Genomic DNA, 23,036 nt, shown 5'->3' on the forward strand with positions numbered 1-23,036 from the left:
GGACCCTCACAAAAAACCGCTCATTGAACGGCTGCGGCCTGACTTCCTCAGGTCCCCGCTTGCGGGGTCCCTCTTCTCGTACCATGCATCTTTCCGAACTTAAATCATTGCGCATTACGGAGCTGCTCGACCGGGCCCAAGAACTGGGCATTGAAAACGCCCAGCGCATGCGCAAGCAGGAACTCATGTTCGCCATCCTGAAAAGAAAAGCCAAAAGCGGCGAACAGATCTTCGGCGACGGAACCCTGGAGGTGCTTCCGGACGGCTTTGGGTTCCTGAGGTCTCCGGAATCCTCGTACCTTGCCAGCACCGACGACATCTATATCTCCCCCTCGCAGATCCGCCGCTTCAACCTGCATACCGGCGATTCGATCGAAGGCGAGGTCCGCATTCCCAAGGACAGCGAGCGCTATTTCGCCCTGGTCAAGGTCGACACAGTAAACGGCCAGCCCCCCGAGGCCCTCAAGCACAGGATGCTCTTTGAGAACCTCACCCCGCTTTTCCCGAATGAACCGCTCAAGCTCGAGCGCGACATGAAGGGCAACGAGAACCTGACCGGGCGTCTGATCGACATCATCGCCCCTATCGGCAAAGGCCAGCGCGGCCTGATCGTGGCTCCTCCGAAGTCCGGCAAGACCGTACTGATGCAGCACATCGCCCATGCCATCACGGCCAATCACCCGGAGTGCGTCTTGATTGTGCTGCTTATCGACGAACGCCCGGAAGAAGTGACGGAAATGCAGCGCTCCGTCCGCGGCGAAGTGGTTGCCTCCACCTTCGACGAGCCGGCAGCCCGCCATGTGCAGGTCGCGGAGATGGTGATAGAAAAGGCCAAGCGTCTGGCCGAATCCAAAAAAGACGTGGTCATCCTGCTTGACTCCATCACCCGTCTGGCCCGTGCTTACAACACGGTCGTCCCCACGTCCGGCAAAGTCCTCACGGGCGGCGTGGACGCCAACGCTCTGCAGAGGCCCAAGCGCTTTTTCGGGGCCGCGAGGAACATTGAGGAAGGGGGTTCGCTCACCATCCTGGCGACCACTCTGGTTGACACAGGATCGCGCATGGACGACGTGATCTACGAGGAATTCAAGGGCACCGGCAACATGGAAATCCATCTCGAGCGGCGCCTGGCGGAAAAACGCGTTTATCCCGCCATCAATGTCAACCGCTCCGGAACCCGCCGCGAGGAGCTTCTGCTGCCCCCGGACATCCTCCAGAGAGTGTGGATCCTGCGCAAGGTTCTGTACAGCATGGACGAGGTTGAGGCCATGGAGTTCCTTCTCGACAAGATCCGGGCGACGAAAAACAACGCCGAATTCTTTGACATGATGAAAAGGGCGAGCTGATTTCCCTGTCCAAGCCAGGGCCTACGCATGAATAGCCGCCTGGTAAACCCTCGCTAAAGCGGCGAGAGCCGTTTGAGCAGAGTGCAGTTTGTTCATCCAACGCTTTTTGCTTGTGGGCTCAGCGGCTGATTCTTTGCTCTCTTCATTCTGAAGCTTGTTCAACACTCCGACGGCAAATTTGTTGAGCAGGACGCGGTTGTAAAGGTAGTTCGCATTTTTGCACTGCGTTCGGTCCTGCTGGAAATCCACGTCGAGGACGTAATGCAGCTCGTTCTCCACACCCCAGTGCCTCCTGACCGCCCGTGCGGCCTGCTCGGCAATCAGCCGGCTGTCCCAGCGCAGCGTGGTGATGAAGTAGCGCTCCTGGCTGGATTCTCTGCCGGTCTTTTTGTCTGTTGACTCGGTAACTGCTGCGATGATGCAGCCTTCCTCCAGTCCAATCCAGTGCCCGCACTGCGCCGGCCCGAGCACGGATCCCGGCAGGACGCGAACGCTCCTGCGCTCCAGTCTGCCGTGCTCCAGCGCGGCGTCTCCCGTCCAGGACCTGGCCCGGGTTTCAGTGACGTCCAGAAACGCCATCCGGATGTCATACCAGAGGGTTTTCTGATTTTCCTTGACCGCCAGACAGTAATCGGCCCCGGCTTCCACCAGGGATTTGGCAAAACTCCTCTGCGTATTCATGGCATCCGCAGTCACAACGCACCCGCTCAGGTCCAGTCCTTCGACCATGGAGGCCGCATGGGTGATTTCATTTTCCTTCTCGCCCACGACCTTCTGGCACAGCGCCACTCCGTTTTCCGTGTCATAGAAGGTCAGCACAAAGCGGCCTGAGGCGGCTTTTTCCGTACGGCTTGCTCGAACGGCCTGGCCGTCAACGGCCACAACGCGCGAGAGATATTGGTCCAGCAGCGGGGTGACCAGGCGTTTGTAAAACGAGGCAAATTCGGCCGGGTCAATCAGCATCAGCAGACGCCTGACCGTGTCATGCGAAATGTTTTCCCTGGGAAAATCATCGAAGAGCGCTTCCAAGGCCGGGCGGCTCGATGCCCAGAAATCGGCGATCTGCACGCAGCTGGTCTGTCCCGAAAGACTGGCAAGAAGCGAAACGAGATAAACGTAATCCAGCGGATATACGACCTTGGACTGTTGACGACTGTCCTTGACTTTTGACGCGGAATCAAGCACTGCCTTTACGCCGTCGGGCACTGGTTTCGTTTCCGCGGCCGTCTGCTTTCCCGTTCGAGCAGACGATTTCTCTGCGGCTTTGGCAGCTGTCTCCTTCAGCTCCTTGACCTGCTGCTTGAGCAGGTAGCTCTTGGAGAACTGAAACTTTCCGTCAACCACGACGCCGACCTGCGTGCGGATCTCCTTCCCGCGCTTCTTCGATGGATCGTAGACATACTTCGATTTGAAAACGTAGTAGCGCTTGTTGGTGGCGTTCCAGTTCACTCGGCAGCCTTCGGGAATCAGCTTCAGGATCTTCTGGTCGACGGGCATTGGGGTCTCCTATGATCTTGATCTATTATCACATATATATTATATGTATCTTTAAAAAAAGCCAAGGTCTATCCCTTGAGTTTTCAAAATTTTCATTTTTTAGAGCTTGTCTTTCATGAGTTCGCCCTGTGTCCAAGCAGGGAATGCTCCGTTCCCTGTTGATTCAAATTTGAAAAAGGTACATAATATTTAACTTTCCCAGTCTGGCACGTGGGCTGCATGCCTGCTGTAAGACCCGTTTCGCACGGGCAGGTTCGCAAGGCCGCCAGGGCGACCGACATTTCAACTAGGAATTTAAAAGAAAATGAAGCAGGGCATTCACCCGGAATACAGAGAGGTCGCCTTCGTCGACATCTCCATCAACAAGACGTTCATCATCGCCTCCTCCGTGCAGACGAAGGAAACCATCGAGATCGACGGCAAGACCTATCCGCTCTTCAAGATTGATACCTCTTCCGAGAGCCATCCCTTCTACACCGGCGCCCAGACCCGCATCGTCGAGGCCGGCCGCGTTGAGAAGTTCCGCGCCAAGTTCGCCGCCAAGACCAAGGCCGTGAATGAGGCCGCCGCCAAAGCGAAGGCTGCCAAGTAATTCAGCTTTCAAGCCGCTGCGAAAGTAGTCTAGAGGGGCAGTTTTAAGAACTGCCCCTTTTTTGGTCGTTAAGAAGTCAAAATGCTCAGCTCCCACCAGTCTCCTCTCATTATTTCAGCATCAGCCGCAGCGCGGCTTCCACGCTGGGCCCTCCTCGTTCTGCTCGCAACCCTCGCTCTGGCCGGATTCAGCGGGCATTTCTTCTGGAATGCCAGGGACGAGCAGGTATTCGGGCTGATGTGGACCATGGCCCGGGGAACATGGGCGGACTGGGTGTTGCCCAACATCGCCGGACAAGATTACTCTGCAACGGGTCCCGGCATCGCCTGGCTGGGGGCGGCCCTCATCCGGCTGAGCCTTTCAGTGCTTCCCCCTTTCCCCGTAGCGAAGATTTCGGGGCTGCTCTGGTTTGCCCTGGCCGCCAGCTCCGTCTGGTACGGCACCTGGCATCTCGCCCGCCGGGAGGAGGCGCAGCCGATCTCCATGCTGTTTGGCGAGGAAGCAAGCCCCCGCGACTACAGCAGAACGGTCGCAGATTCTGCAACGCTGCTCTTCGTGGCCTCTTTCGGGCTGCTCAGCCGAATCCATGAAATTGGACTGCCCATCGTGGTGCTTGGCTGCTGGTCCATGGGCACGGCCGGCGTCATCTGGTCCCTCGCGCACAAGAAGGCCGGCGCCGTTGCCGCTGGCGTAGCCGCCGGGCTAATGACCCTTTGCGGCAACATTGCCTGGGGCGGGAGCCTGCTGGCGGCGGAGCTGGCGGTCATCTTTTTCGTGCGCTCCTTCAAGGGCGGACGGCTTTCAAGGGCGGGCATTGCCTGCGGATCCATGGCCGCCGTTGTTCTGATCTGGCCCCTGTCCGCCCACTTCGCAGGCGTTCCTATCGATGTCTGGGCCGGAGCCTGGAGTGCCGTGCAGTCGAGCGCCTTTGCCTGGATCACGCCCAACCATGCGACATGGCTGCTGCGCAATTTCATCTGGTACCTCTGCCCGATGTGGCCTTTTGCCGTTTACGCCCTGTACGCCTGGCACCGCGTCATCGGCTGCACCCAGATCATGCTCCCGCTCATTTCGGCCGGCGCGGCATTAGTGACGCCGCTTTTCACCGCCGGAATCCCAGAGCTGTCGCTGCTCGCCACGGCCCCCTCAGTGGCCATTCTCGCAGCCTTTGGACTGGCGGCCCTCAAACGGCGCTCTTACGAAAATCTCCTGGACTGGTTCTCGGCGACCATCTTCTCACTGGGCGCAGTCGGCCTGTGGTGCTACTACATCGCCTGGCGGACCGGCTTCCCGCCCAAGATGGCCAACAGCGTCGAGCGCCTGGCCCCTGGAGTCGTCCCTTGGGTTGAAGGCTCCCTGCTTTTCGCGACGGCCGCCATGACAGTCTTGTGGTTTGCCATTGTGGCGAAAAGGCTGAGGCGGCGTCCCAAGGCCCTGTGGCGCGGCCCCTGGCTCGCGGCCCTGGGCATCACGCTTTTCTGGGTGGAGGCGACCGCCCTGTTCAGCCCGGGACTGGACGCCTACCGCTCATACACCCCTGTAGCCCGGGAAATTTCCGGCAAGCTGAGGCTGTTCGGCTACTCTCCGGCCGACTGCGTTTTCTCCGACGGGATCCCTTCGAACCTGCGGGGGCTTCTTTATTACTCCGGCGTTCATTTCGGGGCAGAAGAGAAAGCCTGCCGCTTTACCCTCTCGAAGATTAAAAAACGCGACGCCCTTCCCTCCGACCTCATCGGAATTCCGACGGTTTACCCTCGGAGCGAAGAAGCGTACCTGATCCGCCCCGGCTCCTCCAAACCCCTTCAGCAGTCTTACGCGCAGCATGTCAGAGACAACTGAAATCCAGCCCCGGCGCCTTGCGCCCCCCGATATTTCCCTGCGGGGCCTCATACGGCTGGCGAGCCCCCTTTTCGTTGCCAACATGGCGGTCATGGGCAACGTCACCATCGACACCATCATGGCCGGCCGTATGGGCGCCGAGCACCTTGCCGCCATAGCGCTGGGCGGCGCCTCGACGGCCTGCCTGAACATGCTGCTGATCGGGATCATCCAAGGGCTTTCGCCCATCTGCGGACACCACTTCGGTGCCCGTAAATTCGAGCTCATCGGCTATGAGATCAACCAGGCCTTTTACATCGTGTGCCTGCTGTCGCTGCTCGGCGTCCCCATCCTTGCCTGGACCGGCCTGTGGACTTCGCTCGGGCAGGTCACCGGAAACATCGCAAGGATAGCCTCCCTTTATCTGCTTTTTTCCGCACTGGCCCTGCCCTTCGCCCTGATCAGCCGAATCTTTATTTCCGTGAACGCAGCCATCAACCGGGCCCGGACCACCATGTGGGTCTCCCTGCTGGTCCTCGCGCTCAAGGCCCCGGTCAACGCAGTGTTCATGTACGGTCTTTTCGGCCTCCCGGCCCTGGGCGGCGCCGGAGCCGGGCTGGCCAACGCAGTGCTTGTCTTCGCCTCGGCCCTGCTGTACCTGATGATTTTCTGCAAGGACCCCGCCTGCAGGAAAATGCGCGCACAGCGCCTGTCAGGCCCGGACCTGCGCGCCATGGGCGCCCAGCTACGCATCGGACTTCCGATCGGACTTTCCGTTTTCTTCGAAGTGAGCTCCTTCACTCTGATGGCCATCTTCATCTCGCGGCTCGGGGCAACGGCGATTTCAGCTCACCAGATCGTGAGCAACATCACCTCCACCCTGTACATGGTCCCTCTTTCCATCGGCATTGCTTCAAGCGTTCTCGTGGCCCAGAGCCTGGGTTCCGGACACCCTGAAGCGGCTGAAGAGATGACGCACCGCGCCCTCCGCTTCACGATCCTCGCAGCGGCCGCAGCGAGCGCGCTCCTGTACTGCTTCAAAGGAGAGATCATCGGCATCTACACGCACGAAGGCAGCGTCGCGGCCCTCGCCCAGACTCTCATCCTCTGCGGCGTGATTTATCACACTTTCGACGCCACCCAGTCAGTGAGCAGCTTCATCCTCAGGGGCTACAAGATCGCCTGGGTGCCCATGGTGGTCTCAGGGCTGTCGCTGTGGTGCCTGGGGCTCGGAGGAGGCTACTTCCTCGGTTTCTGCGGCTCTCCGCTGGACGGGCCGATGGGGGCGCTGGGCTTTTGGATTGCCTGCTCGGCCGGCCTCATTCTTGCCGCGCTGTGCCTGGCAGGCTTTGCGCTGGCTCACGCGCGACATGTCACCCGCCTGAACGCCCGCAACTGATGCTGGGGAAAAAATGCGGGCCGCGATCCCCACACATCCTCTGAAGATTTCGCTGCGTACCGCCTCTCCCCCTGCCCGGGCAGCCTCCTGTCCGGGCTTGCACTCCGATACTCATATAGCCCTTTGCAGGGCTAACGAGAGAAAAGTCAAAAAAGACAACGACTCAGAAGATAAGTTCTGAAGCGTTGTCAGCGACGAAAAGCTCCGTTAAATTTTAAGTGTTCTCAATAGCTTAAAAAGGGAGTTTCGTCATGCCTAAGACTACCACAGATTCCTGTCCCACCATCGACCGCACCAATTTCATTGGCATCGATCTTCTTTCCAACAATATCTTCGTCTGCGTCCTGGTCAACACAATCGATCCCCAATCTGGTCAGCTGGGCTGCCGTGCCATCTATAAGAGGAAAATCCCGTTGGAGCCAGGGCTGCAGCATGTTGCTGAGGCCCTGGAGCCTTACTGTTCGGTTCCTCACGTTGCGACAGTTGAGTCAACCTACAACTGGTATGGATTAGCCGATTTGTTTGAATCCCGCGGAGGGATATTGAAATTGGCTGACCCCACTACAGTCAAAAAATTCAAGGCTAAATTTTCGGATGACAAATCTGATGCTGAATTTTTGGCAGACCGTCTGCGGCTGAATGACTTGAAAACAACTGAAATCATTCCTCGAAACGCCCGGTCTTTCAGGGATTTGGTTCGTCTTCGCAACTCGTTGATCCAGGACCGATCGCGGTACGCCGTCATATTGATCAACATGATCAACAATCAGTGCTGCGAGCGTATCAATCGTACGGCTATCGTCCATTGGGCTGAAGAACTTCAACGCAGCGGTCAGCTTCCCGAGAAGCTGACCGCTACTTTACACAATGATTGCATCCTCAGGAAGGTAGAGGTGAATTTGAGAATGTTTACCTCCTGCTCCGAAGAAATCAAACGCATCGAGGCGGCCATCGTGGAAACAGCCCGGAAGGCTCCGCAGCACTGTCATCAGTACCTGAAAATTCTTCAGAGCATCAAAGGCTGCGGAGAAGTCATCTCCACTGTGTTGGCTTCAGAAATTCATGATATCCGGCGATTTCGTAATGCAAAAAATTTTGTGCCCTGCTGCAGACTCGCTCCTACAGAGCGTTTGTCGAATGGGAAAGTCAAAGGAGAAGGGAACGCTAAAAACGATAACGCTTATCTCAGCTGGGCTTTTACCGAACTGGCCAATCTTGTGGTTCGCTTCAATCCGCCGGCCAAGAAAAAATTTGACAGACTGCTTTCTAAACGGAACGGCTTGAGGTGCCGGGCGATACGACCGATCGCCGCGATGCTGGCGAGGGCGGTGTACTACATGCTTCGCGATAAAAAGGATTTTCAACTGGAGATGCTGTTTGGCAGCAGCGGATCGAAAGTCAAAAGAACCAGGCCGCTTTCAGAGCCTGAATCTCAGAATAAAGAATTTACCGAGAAACTCCAAACCCGAGGTGGGGGGATGAGACTTTCTGTGAATGAACCCATTTGACCCCGATTGGGAAGAGCTTACTCGGTAAGCCCAACATTGGTTGCAAAACTGAATTCGTGAATTCGGCCGATTCCTGAACCCTTCGACGGGCGGCAGCTTCTGCGGAGACTATGCTGTGATTCCTGAAAAAATACTTGGGACTGGAATCGGACCAGATTGAAGTGAATGGCCCAGGCCTTTTAATCGGCGCTGGGGAGGGCAACAGAAGTCCCCGAATCCGGATGTGTACCTGTCCGAATACACGACGTAAATTGTTTCACTTCCCGATCGAACCTCGAATTCAAAAAGCGACTTAGGGAACTTCTGGTTATTGAGAATCACAATGGCTGGTTAAAACAGCCATGGAGTTTTGTTGTCGAAAAGAAACAAATTGACATAGGGGGCTAAATGTGCCCCCCTGCAGCCGCTTTAAGCGCGCCGGTCCTGCTACGCGCCCCTGGCCGCCCAAAGGGCCCTAGCCCTGATTCTTTTTTCAAAATCCAATTGCAAAACACCCGGAAAGCGTTCTGGCGCCTTCCGGGTGCTGAATCGGAGAAACGGGTTGCGGGCTTTTCCCTCGCGCCTGCTTCCTCAGGCCTGAAGGTTGCGCAGGGCCGCGATCCTGTCCTCAATGGAGGGATGAGAGGCGAAAAGAGAGCCGACGCCGCCGGTGATTCCAAAGCCGCGCGCAGCGCCCGGAAGCTCCTCGGAAGTGATGGAGCCGAGCCTCTGGAGCGCAGCGATCATCGCGTCCGGAGACCCCAGCAGCATGGCGGAACCCGCGTCCGCATGGTATTCGCGCCAGCGCGAAAACGCGGCCACAACCATTCCGGCAAGCAGGCCCAGAACAATATTCAGGATCATCGAGGTGATGTAGTAGCCAGCGCCGGGAGCGTCGCTTTCATTCCTGAGCACCTGCCGGTCGACCACCCAGCCGACAAGCCGGGAGAGGAAAATGACGAAGGTGTTCATCACGCCCTGAACCAGCGTCATCGTGACCATGTCGCCGTTGGCCACGTGGCTCATCTCATGGCCGAGTACCGCCTCAACTTCCTTCTTGTTCATCAGCTGGAGCAGGCCGGTTGAAACCGCCACGAGCGAGTCGCCTTTGGTCGGGCCGGTTGCAAAGGCGTTGGGCGCGCCCTCGTAGATGCCGACCTCTGGCATGGGCACGTTGGCCTTTTCAGCCAGCCCTCTCACCGTGCTCACGAGCCAGGCTTCAAGATTGGTCGCGGGATGTTCCGTATCAATCATCTGCAGACCCATCGTCGCCTTTACGATCATCTTCGAGGTGAGCAGCGACATAATCGACCCGGCGAAGCCCACCACCAGGGCGAAGACGCTCAGCGTCGAAAGGTTGATGGACTGCCCAGCCATGTCGCCCCAGTTGATCCCGAAAAGAACCCCTATCACCGTGAGCACGAGGTTCAGCATCACAACGATGGCAAGGTTGGTCAAAATAAACAGGCCGATGCGCTTTAACATTTCTTTCCTTTCTCGCTAAATCACAAGTCCGCCGCAGACTCCTCGGAGCGGAGCTATAGATGACTATTTTAAGAATTTGTCAAATATCAAACGTTTCCTGTCGGCTAAAAATGTAAACAATCTTATAGAACGGGCGCTCACTTCTTCATCGAGGCCTGGTCCTGCACCCGCAGGGTCGGATAGGTGTCCCATTCGCCGCAGCCCGGGCACTGCCAGAGATAGCTGTGCGACAGGAAGCCGCATTTTCTGCACTGGAACCGGCCCTGGCGGTCCGACTCCTTCTTAAGCAGAGCTGTCAGCCCCTGGAGCTGCTTGTCATCCGGGTTCAACCGGTTGCGAAGCTCCATCGCAATGGAGAGAATGCCAAGGGACGGATGCCCCTCCATCGCCTCGCTCACCACCTGTGTAGCTGCCTTCTCGCCGTGGCAGGCAAGCGCCTCGTTCATGGTGAGGTCCACCACCTCAGCGGAAGGAAACTTCTCGAGGGCTTCCCGGAGCACGGCCTCGGCTTCGTTTTGTTTCCCCATCTTTTCATAAGTCTTCACAAGGCGGGAGACGACCAGCGGATAATGGTCGGGAGAATGTCTGCGAATTTCGTTCCAGGCCTCTACAGCTCCCTGAGCGTCGCCCTCCTGGGCCAGCATGTCGCCCTTGAGCATAAGCGCCCTCGGCGCTCTCGGGCGGACAGCCAGAGCCGCGTTGATTTCGGCACGTGCGGCCTGGCTGTTTTTGCTCCTGAGGGCCTCCTCGGCTCTCTCGCAGTGGAAATGGGCGATATCGGCGCTGTGGTCCTCGGAGGCCTCCTTTTCCAGGCGCTTCGCTGCCGCTATGGCCTCCGTCCAGTCATGCTCCGTGCACCGGATTTTCAAAAGCTGCCTGAGCGCCTCCAGGTGATAGGAAGGACTTCCCGACAGCTTCTCGTAGCACTCGATCGCCTTGTCGTAGATACCCGCCTTCAGATAGTCGAGCGCAAGCTCGGAAAGCGCCCTGAGGCGGTCCTCGTCGCCAAGGTCCGCTCGGTTTATCAGGTGAGTGTGGATTCGGATGGCGCGCTCAAACTCGCCGCGGCGGCAAAACAAATTGCCCAAGGCGTGATGCAGTTCCACTGTCTCGGAGTCCACCTTGGCCACTTCGATGAAGGCGTCGATCGCCTTGTCCGGCTCGTTTGAAAGCAGCAGCGACAAGCCTCTGAAGTAATTGTCAGGAAGGTCTTTATTCTCTTCCTGCCGCTGCCTCGCATCAAAACCGCGCAGAAACCACCCCGCGGCAAAAAGCACCGGGACAATGATCAAATACCAGAGTTCAAGTTCCATTTTTTTCCGTTCCGGCTGAACAACACTGCTGATTTTAAGAGAGTGCTGCGGCAGAGACTTGCCGCAGGCGAATGTGGAAAGGGGCGGCTTCCGGCAGTCTCGCCATGGCGGCCCTGGCCGGCAGCACCGGGACAAGCCCCGCCCCAAGGAGAGTTCAAGTCTAGCGGCTGCCCGGCGTCAGGGCCCGCGCCTATTCCTCTGGTGCGGACAGAAGCCTGGATCCTGCATGAAGAGCCCTGAGGATCCTGACCCACACGGGACGCCTAAAAAAAGGACGCAGCAAGCTGCGTCCTTTTTTATTTTTCAGGTCATTCAGAACTCTCAGCCCCTGAATGGCCTGCTGTTACTCTCAGTGATTGCCCAGCTTGGCCTTGAGCAGAGCGCCCAGGTTGGTCGTGCCGGCAGACGGAGCGTCGCTGTTCATGCGTTCCATGGCGCGGCGGGCTTCGGCGGCTTCCTTCTGCTTGATAGACAGCTGGATGTTGCGGGTCTTGCGGTCAACGCTGATGATGACGGCAGAGACCTTGTCGCCCACCTTGAGCTGGGTGGTGGCGTCCTCAACGCGATCCGGGGAAATCTCGGAGGCGCGCAGATAGGCTTCCGTGTCATTACCGAGGTCGATCACGGCACCGCGGGCATCCACGGACTTGACGGTTCCCTCAACCACAGAGCCCTTCTCGTGAGAGCCCGCGAAGTCAGAGAACGGATCGCCGGAGAGCTGCTTGATGCCCAGGCTGATGCGCTCGCGATCAGTGTCGATGGACAGAACAACCGCCTCGACTTCATCGCCCTTCTTGTAGTTTCGGATGGCCTGCTCGCCGGGTTCCTTCCAAGAGAGATCGGAGAGGTGAACCAGGCCGTCAATGCCGCCGTCAAGGCCGATGAACACGCCGAAGTCCGTAATGGACTTGATCTGGCCCTTGACGCGGTCGCCCTTCTTGTGGGTCTGAGCGAACTCTTCCCACGGATTGGCCTTGCACTGCTTCATGCCGAGGCTGATGCGGCGGCGCTCTTCGTCGATGTCGAGCACCATCACCTCAACTTCCTCGCCAAGCGTCACAACCTTGCGCGGATCAACGTTCTTGTTGGTCCAGTCCATTTCAGAGACGTGGACCAGGCCTTCGATGCCGTCCTCGATCTCAACAAAGGCGCCGTACTCGGTAATGTTGGAAACCTTGCCAAACAGGCGGGTGCCGGCGGGATAGCGGCGGGCGATGCCGATCCACGGATCCTCGCCCAGCTGCTTGAGGCCGAGGGACACGCGGGCGCGCTCGCGGTCGAACTTGAGAACCTTGGTCTCGATTTCCTGTCCCACCTGAACCACTTCGCTCGGATGATGGACGCGGCGCCAGGCCAGGTCGGTGATATGGAGCAGGCCGTCGATGCCGCCCAGGTCAACGAACGCACCGTAATCGGTGATGTTCTTGACGACGCCCTTGACGATGGCGCCTTCCTTCAGGGTGGCCAGCAGCTTGTTGCGCTCCTCGCCCATGTTCGCCTCGAGCACGGCGCGGCGGGAGACCACCACGTTGTTGCGCTTGCGATCGAGCTTGATCACCTTGAACTCAAGGGTCTTGCCCTCATAGGGGGTCGTGTCGCGGACCGGGCGGGTGTCCACGAGGGAGCCCGGCAGGAATGCGCGGATGCCGTTGGTCATGACGGTCAGGCCGCCCTTGACCTTGCCGGTAATCGTGCCAGTTACCAGCTCACCGGACTCCTGAGCCTTTTCGAGATTCATCCAGGCCGCGAGACGCTTGGCCTTGTCGCGCGACAGGATCGTATCGCCGTAGCCGTTTTCAACGGACTCAATGGCCACGGAAACAAAGTCGCCGGGCTTGACGGCGACGTTGCCCTGGTCATCCTTGAACTCATCAATCGGAATGTAGGCTTCGGACTTGAGGCCGGCGTTGACGACCACGAAGTTATAGTCAACGCGGACCACTTCCGCAGAAATCACTTCACCAGGGCGCATCTCCTGGGAGGCAAGGCTCTGGTTGAACAGTTCGGCAAAGGATTCGGTTTTGCTGGTTTCAGTGTTGGACATGAAAAAATAAAAACGCCCTTCACGCCTCTAGCGCGCGAAGGCGAGTTAGTCAAAAAAGCGAGAGCAAACGCCCTGAAGGCCTTGTCCCGCCAGTCATCGGCACGACTTGAAAACGCGGATCAGTCCGCCCCGCCGAGTGAAACCTGGTCGTACCAGTGCAGGATTTTCACTACGGTCTCCTGAATCGTCAGGCAGGAGGAGTCCAGGATCTTAGCCCCTTCGGCAGGAACGAGCGGCGCGTGCATGCGCTGCATGTCCCGGCGGTCTCTTTCTGCCATTTCAGAGACAAGAGTATCTAGTTTAACGTCAATCCCTTTTTCTATCAACTGCTTATAACGGCGTCGCGCACGGGTTTCCACCGATGCCGTCAGAAAAACCTTGAGGCAGGCGTCGGGGAAGATGACCGAGCCCATGTCGCGGCCGTCGGCCACGAGGCCCGGCTGCTTTCTCTCGCGGCGCTGAAGCTCAAAAAGCGCATCGCGGACCGACGGAATCTGAGCTGCCAGGGAAGCGGCCGTGCCGACCTCTTCGGTGCGGATTTCCTTGGAGATGTCTTCATCGCCCAGCAACACGCGTCCGCAGACGAATCTCGGAGCGATCGCGATGGCGTGGGCCGTCACCGCCGCCATATCCGAAAAATCCACATGCGAGCGCAGGCAGGCCAAGCCCACGATGCGGTACAGGGCGCCCGAGTCCAGATAATGGAATCCCAGAGTCTGGGCCACTCGCTGGGCCACGGTTCCTTTGCCGCTTGCTGTTGGCCCGTCAATGGCAATGACGGGGATAGCCGCTTCGTTCATCATTTCCTCACGCCTTCAAAACAAAAATCAAAACTCGCAGCCGGTCACAGCCGCGAACTCATCAAAATAGGTGGGATAGGTTTTCGCCACGCAGCCGGGCTCCAGGATCCGCACGGGCACCCCCGCGCAGGCGGCGAGCGACATGGTCATCGCGATGCGGTGATCCCCGTAAGTTCTGACATCGGCCGCCCGCAGCGCCTGCGTCGGCTCGACGGTCAGCCAGTCCTCGCCGCTGGCGACTTTCGCCCCCACGCTGCGAAGCTCCGTCTGCAGGGCCGCAATCCGGTCGGTCTCCTTGACCCTCCAGGAGCCTATGCCTGTGAGCTTCGTTGGACCCTCCGCCTTGAGCGCGACCGCCGCCAGGGTCATGGCCGCGTCTGGAATCGCCGTGCAGTCTACCTCTATTCCCCGAAGTTTCCCACTTTCGGGCGCCCGGGCTTCGATCCAGTCCGGCCCCCATGAAATGCGGGCGCCCATTCTTTCCAGAACTCGTGCGAATTCGACATCGCCCTGAATGGAGGCGCTTCCCGCCCCCTCCACGCGCACCGGGCCGCCGGCCAGGGCGCCCAGCGCAAGAAAATACGAGGCGCCCGAAGCGTCGCCCTCCACCCTCAGGGGCGCACCCAGCCTGTAGGCTCCGCCCGGGACGAAAAAGGAATTTCCCCGGTCCTCCACCTCGGCGCCGAAGCGCTTCATGAGGCGCAGGGTCATCTCCACGTAGGGCCTGGAGATCAGGGGGCCGTCGATGTCAATGACCAGGCCCGAAGGACCCGCATAAACCTGGCCGGCCATGAGCAGCGCCGATATGAACTGGCTTGAAACGGAACCCGTTATGGAACAGCGCGGGCCAATTCCCGCCATCGGTCCGATCTGCACCGGCGGGCAGCCCGAGCCCTGAAGGCAGTGGACATCAGCTCCAAGAGCGCGCAGCGCATCAACGAGGGGGCCGATTGGCCTCTGGCGCATGCGCTCCACCCCGTCGAGGATATAATCGCCGCCGAAGAGCGCCAGAGCGGCGCAGAGCGTGCGCATCGCCGTGCCGGCATTGCCTAGGAAAAGCCGCGCGGTTCGGACAGGGAAGCGTCCGGAACAGCCCCGGACCATGTAGGACGAAGCATCGGAAGGATCTCGGCGGACGTCCACCCCGAGCGTAGACAGCGCCTCCTTCATCCGATCCGTATCCTCAGCCTCGAGGACGCCCGAGAGCCTGCAGACCGAAGACGACAGCGCCGCCAGGAGAAGAACCCTGTTGGAAATCGACTTGGACCCGGGAAGAACGACGGTTCCGCAAGCCCTGGACACGGGCGGAATCAGCAGGCTCGGGGGATAGACTTTCATTGCCCTTTCTCCTCGGTTTTGTGCACAGGACTGGAGAGCCTGCGCCGGGCTCGCGCCGCGAGCGCGAACTCCGCCACCAGGGTGTCGGCGTTTCCTTCGTCGAGCGCTTTCTGAAATATTTCCAGCTCTTTTCTGTAGCGGCGCAGCCCGTCGGATATGGCTTTGCGGTTGGCAAGGCAGATGTCCCGCCACATGACCGGACTGGAAGCCGCGATTCTGCTGAAGTCAAGAAAGCCGCTGCCGCCCATCGACAGGAGCAGCTCCGGCTCCCTGCTTTCTGCAATCATGGCCACCATGGCATAGGCCAGCACGTGCGGCAGGTGGCTCATCAGACCGAAAATCCTGTCATGCCGCTCCGGGGGCATCCGCAGAATCTCCGCCCCGCACCCCTTCCAGAGAGTCTCCATGATCCGGACGGCGTCAGGATCGGAATCAGGCTCCGCCGTACTGATGACCCGCTTGCCGATGAACATGTCGGGATTTGAATGCTCCACGCCGGTCTGTTCGCCTCCGGCGATCGGATGGCAGGGGGCGTAGCGGGCGATTTTTTCGCCCAGCGCCCGCCTTGCCGCCATCTGGACAGTAACCCGCACCGAACCGAGGTCAGTGACCACCGCTTCGGGGGAAAGAGACGGCCTGATTTTCCGGAAGATGGACTCCATGGAAAGAACCGGCGTGGCCACCATCACGACATCGGCTCCGCGGGCAGCCTCGCAGGGGTCGCAGCCGCCCTTCTCGGCAACTCCCATGGCGATCGCCTTCTGCACGGACTGCGGCGAAACGTCGCAGGCGTAGACCGACGTCACGGCGCCCGAGCGCCTCATTGCCAGGGCGGCGGAGCCGCCCATCAGCCCCATTCCTATAACGGCCAGCTTCACGGATTCTTCCCGCCAGCCTCAGGCCCCGGCCAGAAATTCGGCCAGAGCGGAAAGGAACCTTTCGTTCTGCGGGCCGGTGCCGACCGATACCCTGATCCACTCGGGCAGGCCGAAGCTCGCGCAGGGGCGGATGATGATGCCTCGGTCGAGAAGCCACTGATTGAGCTCCGGAGCCTTCGGGCCGATTTTCACCAGCACGAAATTGCTCAGACTCGGCACGAATTCGAGCCCCAAGGCCGCGAAGCGCTCCTGCAGCTGGCGTACGCCCTCGCGGTTCATTTTGTAAACCCGCTCGAGGAACGCGTCGTCATTCAGGCATGCGGCGGCAGCCGCCTGAGCGATGGCATTGCAGTTGAAGGGTGGGCGGATGCGGTTGAGGAAGGCGACGAGCTCGGGCTGGGCAATGCCAAAGCCCGCCCTCAGCCCGGCCAGTCCGTAGGCCTTGGAGAAGGTGCGCGTCACCATCAGATTGGGATAGCGCTTCACCATCGCAATGGAATCAAAGCGCTGCTCCGGAGGCACAAAATCCCTGTAAGCCTCGTCGAGCACCACGATGACCGAAGAGGGCACCCGCTCCATGAATTTTTCCATCTGAGCGCCGGTGAGAATCCTGCCGGTGGGATTGTTCGGCGTAGTGAGGAAGATCACCCTCACCTTGTCGTCCACCGCATCCGCGATGGCGTCCAGGTCAATGTCAAATCCGCGCGCAGGAATCTCAACGGGCTCGCCGCCGTTGGCCAGTGTATCGATCCGGTAAACCGAAAAATAGTACTGTGAAAAGAGCGTCTTCGTGCCGGGCTCGACCAGAGCCTCGCAGGTGATGCCCATCAGCTCGTCGCTGCCGTTTCCGACCACGACCCAGTCGATGGGAACGCCAAAGCGCTTTGCGACGGCGGATTTCAGTTCATAGGCGTTTCCATCCGGATAAAGCGAAAGCCGGGATGCCGCCTTTTTCGCCCCCTCTAGAGCGGAGGCGGGAGCCCCCAGCGGATTCTCATTGCTCGCCAGCTTCAGGATCGAATCGGGGTCGAGCCCTTTCTCCCTTGCCAGCTCGCTGATAGGCTTTCCGGCCCTGTAGGGCTCGATCAGGTCAATATAAGCGGGGGATCTGAATTTTTCTGCCATGCCTTATCCTTCGAAACCAGTAAAGCGGCTCAGTCGGCCGCCCTCGGATACGACCCGAGGAATTTAAAAACAAGCGCGTTCTTCCTGACGGCTTCCAAAGCGCGGCGTACAGCCTCGTCTTCCACGTGGCCGCTGATGTCCACGAAAAAATTGTATTCCCAAAGCCCATTTCTGGCAGGGCGGCTCTCCAGGTGCAGCATGTCCACCTTTTCGTCGGCCAGCGGCTTGAGAATCTCAAACAAAGCGCCCGCGCGGTTTCGCACGGCAAAGATGAACGTCGTCTTGTCGCCGCCGTCTCCGCCCCGGCGGTGCGTCTTCTGTTGCCCGAGCACCAGGAAACGGGTGCGGTTCTGGCAGGAATCCTGAATGCCCGCCGCGGCCACCTTCAGGCCGTAGAGATCGCCGGCGCGGATGGCGGCGATGCCCGCGAGCGACGGATCCTGAGCGGCAAGCCTGGCCGCCTCCGCATTGCTCGAGCAGGCCTGCTGCTGCACATGAGGAAGGTTTTTCGACAGCCACTGCCGGCACTGGGCGAGAGCCTGCGGATGAGCGAGCACCCTCTGCACTTTCCCGAGGCTACCCGACAGCGACAGCAGGTTGTGTACGACGGGAACCGATACCTCGCCCACAATCAGCAGCGGCGTTGTCAGCAGCTTGTCCAGGGTGAGCATGACGGAGCCCTGCGAATTGTTCTCCCTTGGCACAACGCCGAAATCCGCCCTTCCGTTTTCGACCGCGTCGAACACGTCCGGGACCGTCGTGCAGGGCAGCTCCTCAACGGCTGACCCAAACCTCTTGAGAACCGCCATTTCGGTGAAGGTTCCCGCCGGCCCAAGGTACGCGACGGTCGTCTTTTTCTCGAGCGCCCGGCACGACGAGAGAATCTCCCGAAAAACCGCCTTCATAGCCTTGGGAGAAAACTGGGCGGACAGACCTGCCGTCCGCTCGAGGATCATGTCCTCGCGCTCCGGTCTGAAAATGCTGGCGCCCTGGCTGCCCTTGAGCGCGCCGACCTCGCGGACGACCTGCGCCCGCTGGTCGAGCAGCCTCACAATCTCATCGTCTATTGCATCGATCCTGCGGCGCAACGCGCCGAGATCCTCTACCCTTTTAGCATCATCCATGGCGGCGGGCGAACTCCTTCATGTAATCGGCCAGGGCCTGGACCCCTTCCTGGGGAACCGCGTTGTACAGGGAAGCCCTCATCCCGCCCACGCTGCGGTGGCCCTTGACGCCCTTCAGGCCGCGCTCAAGCGCTCCCGCGAGGAACGGCTCATTCAGGCTTTCATCGCGCAGCGCAAATGTCACGTTCATGCGGCTTCTGGAGTCTTTCTGCACCCTCGTGCGGTAGAACCCTTCGGACTCGTCTATCGTCTGATAGAGAAGGCCGGATTTCAGAGCGGACCTGCGCTGCATCTCCTTCACGCCGCCCTGCTGGAGAAGCCACCGGCAGACAAGGCTGGAGACATAGATGGCGAACACCGGGGGCGTATTGAAAAGCGAGCCTGACTGCGCATATGTCTTCCAGTCGAGCATGACCGGGCAGGCCGGCCCGGCTTTCCCGATCAGATCTTGCCTGACAAGGGCAATCGCGAGCCCGGCGATGCCGAAGTTCTTTTGGGCGCCGAACCAGATGGCTCCAAAGCGAGAAACATCCACCGGACGCGTCATGATGTTGCTCGACATGTCGGCCACCAGCGGGACACCGCCCGTCTCAGGCACATAATCGAACTCCACGCCGTGAACCGTCTCGTTGTCGCAGTAGTACACGTAGGCCGCATCGGGGTCGAGCCGAAGCTCCTGCTGGCGCGGAGCCCTCGTGCCGTCATCGAGAGCCGCCACATTCACCTCGCAGAATTTCTGCGCCTCCTTCAACGCCTTCCGGGACCAGGTGCCGTTCACGATGTAGTCGGCCTTCCTGCGGGTTCCGAGAAGGTTGAGGGGAACCGCCGAAAACTGCTGGTGTCCTCCGCCCTGCATGAACAGCACGTCGTAGCCGTCAGGCACCCCGAGCAGCGTGCGGATGCCGGTCTCAGCCTCTCCGATGACCTTCGCGAAAGCCGGGCTGCGGTGGCTGATTTCCATGATTGAGGCGCCCTCACCGCGGAAATCAAAAAGTTCGTCGCGAATCACCTCGAGCACCTCAAACGGCAGCGCGGCCGGCCCCGGCGCGAAATTAAAACATCTCATGGCTGCCTCCTTCGGCAGAAATTCATTCATCGGCGGGGATCCCGGCGTCTTCGTTCTGCGGCTCAGCCTCCCCGTTCTCCGCGGGCTCTTCTCCCCGCATGCCGGCCTGCACGGGAGTCACGCTCACCAGCCGGTCGTCCTTCAGCCCGATCAGAGTAACCCCCTGCGCGGCTCTCGAGCAGACCCGGATGTCTGCCACCGGCGTGCGCACGATGTGCCCCTTCTCGGACAGCAGGATGATTTCGTCCTCTTCGGAGACAAGGCAGGCGCCGACCACGCGGCCGTTTCGCTCGGTCGTTGCGATGGCGATCATGCCCTGGGTGTTTCTGCCGTGGCGCGTGTACTCTGCGATCGGAGTGCGCTTTCCAAAGCCATTTTCCGTGGCGGTGAGCACCATGCGGTCCTCGTCACCCGCTACGATCAGGGCGATGATCCGGTCGGACTCTCGGATCCTCATTCCGCCGACGCCGCGGGCGGTGCGGCCCATCGGACGAACGTCGTTCTCATCGAACCGGACAGCTTTCCCGGCATCGGAGAAAAGCATGATGTCGTGGTGTCCGTCGGTCAGTTCGGCCCCAATCAGCTGGTCATCGGGATCCAGGCTGACAGCTGAAGTGCCGCCGTTCTGGACCTTGGAGAATTCGCTGAGCGGGACCTTCTTGACGATGCCGCGCGCGGTGGCAAAGAAGACGAAGTGCTCACGGGCAAAATCGGAAAGCAGGCTCAGTCGGAAGGCGTCCCGGGCCGTGTTGCGGGCCTTGACGGGCAGCTCGCCCAACGTCACGCGCCCCCAGTCCTCGCCCTTCAGTGCAGCGAGCTCCCCAAGCCCCCGGTCACAGATCGACCGGGCCTGGGCCCGAAGCTCCGCGGGCAGGTCCGACACTTTCATTTCGCTCCAGGTCTTCGAATTCCCAGCCTCCTTTCGGGCGGCCTCGGTCTCTTCGGTGCCCCACTTCAGAATGCCCTTGATCTCGGCCTGAGCCGTAGCAGGGAGATCCGCGAGCGCCGTCGCATCCCATTTCTCTGCGGAGATCTGAGGCAGCTCAGACTTGAACGCCGCCACGTCCCTGCGGATCGATTCGCTCACATCGGCCGGCAGCTCCTGCAGCCGGACCTCGTCGCGGCTCAGGCGCAGCAGCTGGCTGCGCACCGGAGCCCTTGCAGTGGAGAAGAACACGCAGTGATTCTCGTCGGGCGCCGGAATGGCCAGGATGTTCGTGACCTTCTCGAGCGCTTTCACGGTGCCTCCCCTGCCGTCGCTCTTTTCAAACTGCTGCAGGGCGATCAGGTTCTGGATCGGACGGCCCTTCGAGCCGGCGGTCCCCGTGGGCACCATGTAGGCGTGATTGATCAGGTACATGCGCCCGAAGCTGGTAAAGCACAGGAGCTGATCATGTGTGTTGGTGACAATCAGCTGGTCGCCCGCGTCCTGGTCGCGGAATTTTCCGGATTTTCTGCCCTGCCCGCCCCGCCTCTGGGCCTGGTAGTCGGACAGCAGCTGGCTCTTGACATAACCGTCGCGGCTCAAGGTGACCACCAGGTCCTTCTGCGGTATGAGATCGAGCTCATCAAAGTCAGGGTCTCCGGATGGATCGATCGCTGTGCGGCGGGCGTCGCCGTACTTCTCCTTGATGTACAGAAGATCGTCGTTGATGATTTTGACGATGCGCTCGTCATGGGCCAGGATGTCGAGATAATCAGTGATCTGCGCGCACAGCTCCTTGTAGGCCGCGATGATGCTTTCCTGCTGCGTCGCCGTCAGCGTCTGCAGGCGCATATCGAGAATGCGGTCCGTCTGTTCGCGCGACAGCCAGTAAAGGCCGTCGGCCCTCAGTCCGCGGTCGCCCTCGATGTCCTGCGGCCGATAGTCCTGGTAGCTGCCCGCCACCGAGGCGATCATTTCGTTGACGATCTGAGCCTTCCAGCCCCGGTTCATCAGACGATCGGTCGCTTCGGCGCGGTCTGAGGAAGACTTGATGATCTCGATGAATTCATCGATATTGGCCAGCGCGATGGCCAGCCCCTCCTGCAGGTGCCCTTCGGCGCGGGCCTTGGCGAGCAGGAAGCGGGTTCGGCGGGTGACCACCTCGCGGCGCAGCCCGATGAAGGCGTCGACCAGCTGCTTCAAATTAAGCAACTGGGGCCTACCGTCGAGAAGGGCCACCATGTTGACCCCGAAAGTCGTCTGCAGGTCGGTCAGCTTGAAGAGATTGTTCTTGACGGCCTCGGGATGGGCGTCGCGCCTCAGCTCGATCACGATGCGGATGTCTTTCGACGATTCGTCCCGGAGGTCGGTGATGCCGTCTATCTTTTTTTCGTTCCTGAGCGCGGCGATCTTTTTGATCAGCTCGGCCTTGTTCACCATGTAGGGGATCTCGTCGACCACAATGGACGTTCTGCCCTTGTCGTCCGTCTCCTCGTGAACCTTCGCGCGGATAAGCACGCTACCGCGGCCCGTCCGGTAGGCCTGACGCACGCCAGAAAGCCCGAAAATGATGCCTCCGGTCGGAAAGTCAGGCGCAGGCATGAACCTGATGAGGTCGTCGACCGAGGCCTCGGGATGGTGCAGTGCGTACAGGCACGCGTCGATGGTTTCGCCCAAGTTGTGCGTGGGGATGTTGGTTGCCATGCCCACGGCGATGCCCTGGCTGCCGTTGACCAGGAGCTGCGGAAAGCGCGCTGGAAGCACTGACGGCTCTTTTTCCGTGCCGTCGAAATTCGGCGTCATGTCGACCGTGTCGCGGTCGATGTCGGTGAGCATTTCCTCGGCGATTCGCGACAGGCGGACCTCCGTGTAGCGCATCGCAGCCGCCGGGTCGCGGTCAATGGTTCCGAAATTGCCGTGCCCGTCGACGAGGGGATAGCGAAGCGAGAAGGGCTGCGCCATACGCACGATCGTGTCATAGACAGCGATGTCACCGTGAGGATGGTACTTGCCGATGACGTCGCCGACGACGCGGGCCGATTTTTTGTAGGGAACGTCGTGGCGGTTGCCCAGCCTCCACATCGCGTAGAGCACGCGCCGGTGCACGGGCTTGAAGCCGTCTCGCGCGTCGGGGAGGGCGCGCCCGATCAGCACGCTCATGGAGTAGTTCAGGTACGCTTCCTCCATTTCGTCGGAAATGTTGACCTGATGAATGTCCTCGTGAAGAGAAACGGGATCGGCTGCTCCGGAATCATTCCCGGAGGAGCCTTCCGGCAAACTGTTAGCGTCTTCTGTCGACATAGACCCTGACCTGAAACCTGCCGCGGACCGAATGGGCGCCCCGGCAAAAACACAAGAAATATTTTATGATTTTAACAAAATGGGGCTCCTGCCTCGACTGATGCTCTGCTGTGGGGCGCAGCGGCCCGAAGAGGCCGGCCGGCAGCTTTTAACTCTGTCCCCAATATCAGGGAGAGCACGACCGGAGGGGCTTTTCAGAGTTGAAAAAAAGCGCAGGATTTTCATCCTGCGCTTCCTAACCGTCCGTTTTTTCCAGGCTCAGCGCCTCGAGAGCCAGTGGACAAAGACCTTCCCCTGCGCTCGCTCCTCGATTTCCTGAGCGAGCAGCCGGTTTCCTGTCTGCTCGGAAAAAACCTGCAGATCGTGCACCGAAGCCGGATCCCGGCAGATTACGCGCAGAATCTGGCCCGAGGACATGGCCCGCAGCGCCCGGGCCGTCCTGAGGACTGGCTCGGGGCAACTGCCGTCCACGCTGAGCTCCTGATCGGGCGCTGGGCG

17 protein-coding genes are annotated in these 23,036 nt (G+C 59.9%); 5 read left to right on the top strand and 12 right to left on the bottom strand.

Annotated elements, in window-relative coordinates; translation table 11 throughout:
• The first annotated feature begins 83 nt into the window (after positions 1 to 83).
• Positions 84 to 1,346 (top strand): transcription termination factor Rho, encoded by a 1,263-nt coding sequence (gene rho / locus MAF45_RS09190; RefSeq protein WP_237979766.1) that lies wholly within the window; start codon positions 84 to 86, stop codon positions 1,344 to 1,346.
• A gap of 21 nt (positions 1,347 to 1,367) precedes the next feature.
• Here rho and MAF45_RS09195 read toward each other — a convergent pair whose 3' ends face one another.
• On the bottom strand, positions 1,368 to 2,843 hold the full coding sequence (locus tag MAF45_RS09195) for an ISAs1 family transposase (protein ID WP_237979769.1): 1,476 nt from the start codon (positions 2,841 to 2,843) through the stop codon (positions 1,368 to 1,370).
• Positions 2,844 to 3,147: 304 nt separating this feature from the next.
• Between MAF45_RS09195 and MAF45_RS09200 the strand changes: the two genes are divergently transcribed.
• The 4 genes from MAF45_RS09200 (at position 3,148) to MAF45_RS09215 (ending at position 8,160) form a co-directional block, all read left to right on the top strand.
• Positions 3,148 to 3,435, top strand: a complete 288-nt coding sequence (locus tag MAF45_RS09200) for a type B 50S ribosomal protein L31 (protein WP_237979778.1) — start codon at positions 3,148 to 3,150, stop codon at positions 3,433 to 3,435.
• 81 nt (positions 3,436 to 3,516) lie between these two features.
• Positions 3,517 to 5,274, top strand: coding sequence for a glycosyltransferase family protein (locus MAF45_RS09205; protein WP_237979781.1), 1,758 nt, complete (start codon positions 3,517 to 3,519; stop codon positions 5,272 to 5,274).
• Positions 5,258 to 6,652 carry an MATE family efflux transporter gene (locus MAF45_RS09210; protein ID WP_237979783.1) on the top strand — a complete coding sequence of 465 codons (1,395 nt, stop codon included), beginning with the start codon at positions 5,258 to 5,260 and terminating at the stop codon, positions 6,650 to 6,652. The genes MAF45_RS09205 and MAF45_RS09210 overlap by 17 nt, the downstream gene beginning before the upstream one ends.
• 251 nt (positions 6,653 to 6,903) lie before the next feature.
• Positions 6,904 to 8,160, top strand: coding sequence for an IS110 family RNA-guided transposase (locus MAF45_RS09215; protein WP_237979784.1), 1,257 nt, complete (start codon positions 6,904 to 6,906; stop codon positions 8,158 to 8,160).
• Between the two features lie 570 nt (positions 8,161 to 8,730).
• On the opposite strand, the gene htpX is transcribed toward MAF45_RS09215, so the two are convergent.
• From htpX to MAF45_RS09270, 11 genes are all read right to left on the bottom strand, one after another.
• Entirely contained in the window at positions 8,731 to 9,624 is an 894-nt protein-coding gene (gene htpX, locus MAF45_RS09220) for a protease HtpX (protein ID WP_237979786.1), read from the bottom strand.
• Positions 9,625 to 9,761: 137 nt separating this feature from the next.
• A complete protein-coding gene (locus MAF45_RS09225) occupies positions 9,762 to 10,937 on the bottom strand; it encodes a lipopolysaccharide assembly protein LapB (RefSeq protein ID WP_237979788.1) in 1,176 nt (391 codons plus the stop codon).
• Positions 10,938 to 11,286: 349 nt separating this feature from the next.
• A complete protein-coding gene (gene rpsA, locus MAF45_RS09230) occupies positions 11,287 to 12,981 on the bottom strand; it encodes a 30S ribosomal protein S1 (protein ID WP_237979790.1) in 1,695 nt (564 codons plus the stop codon).
• 119 nt (positions 12,982 to 13,100) lie between these two features.
• Complete coding sequence (cmk, locus tag MAF45_RS09235) at positions 13,101 to 13,784, bottom strand: (d)CMP kinase (protein ID WP_326520683.1); 684 nt, start codon at positions 13,782 to 13,784, stop codon at positions 13,101 to 13,103.
• 24 nt (positions 13,785 to 13,808) lie between these two features.
• Positions 13,809 to 15,119 carry a 3-phosphoshikimate 1-carboxyvinyltransferase gene (gene aroA, locus MAF45_RS09240; protein WP_237979792.1) on the bottom strand — a complete coding sequence of 437 codons (1,311 nt, stop codon included), beginning with the start codon at positions 15,117 to 15,119 and terminating at the stop codon, positions 13,809 to 13,811.
• A complete protein-coding gene (locus MAF45_RS09245; RefSeq protein WP_237979794.1) occupies positions 15,116 to 15,997 on the bottom strand; it encodes a prephenate dehydrogenase in 882 nt (293 codons plus the stop codon). Before MAF45_RS09245 ends, aroA begins: the two co-directional genes overlap by 4 nt.
• 18 nt (positions 15,998 to 16,015) lie before the next feature.
• A complete protein-coding gene (hisC, locus tag MAF45_RS09250) occupies positions 16,016 to 17,122 on the bottom strand; it encodes a histidinol-phosphate transaminase (protein WP_237979795.1) in 1,107 nt (368 codons plus the stop codon).
• A 29-nt stretch (positions 17,123 to 17,151) separates the two neighbouring features.
• Entirely contained in the window at positions 17,152 to 18,246 is a 1,095-nt protein-coding gene (gene pheA, locus MAF45_RS09255) for a prephenate dehydratase (protein ID WP_237979806.1), read from the bottom strand.
• On the bottom strand, positions 18,239 to 19,312 hold the full coding sequence (gene serC / locus MAF45_RS09260) for a 3-phosphoserine/phosphohydroxythreonine transaminase (RefSeq protein WP_237979808.1): 1,074 nt from the start codon (positions 19,310 to 19,312) through the stop codon (positions 18,239 to 18,241). Before serC ends, pheA begins: the two co-directional genes overlap by 8 nt.
• Positions 19,313 to 19,334: 22 nt before the next feature.
• Complete coding sequence (locus MAF45_RS09265) at positions 19,335 to 22,424, bottom strand: DNA gyrase subunit A (protein ID WP_441295221.1); 3,090 nt, start codon at positions 22,422 to 22,424, stop codon at positions 19,335 to 19,337.
• Positions 22,425 to 22,796: 372 nt separating this feature from the next.
• On the bottom strand, positions 22,797 to 23,009 hold the full coding sequence (locus MAF45_RS09270) for a sulfurtransferase TusA family protein (protein WP_237979812.1): 213 nt from the start codon (positions 23,007 to 23,009) through the stop codon (positions 22,797 to 22,799).
• Positions 23,010 to 23,036: the final 27 nt, after the last annotated feature.

Source organism: Mesosutterella porci (assembly GCF_022134585.1).
GTDB classification, from domain to species: Bacteria; Pseudomonadota; Gammaproteobacteria; order Burkholderiales; family Burkholderiaceae_F; genus Mesosutterella; species Mesosutterella porci.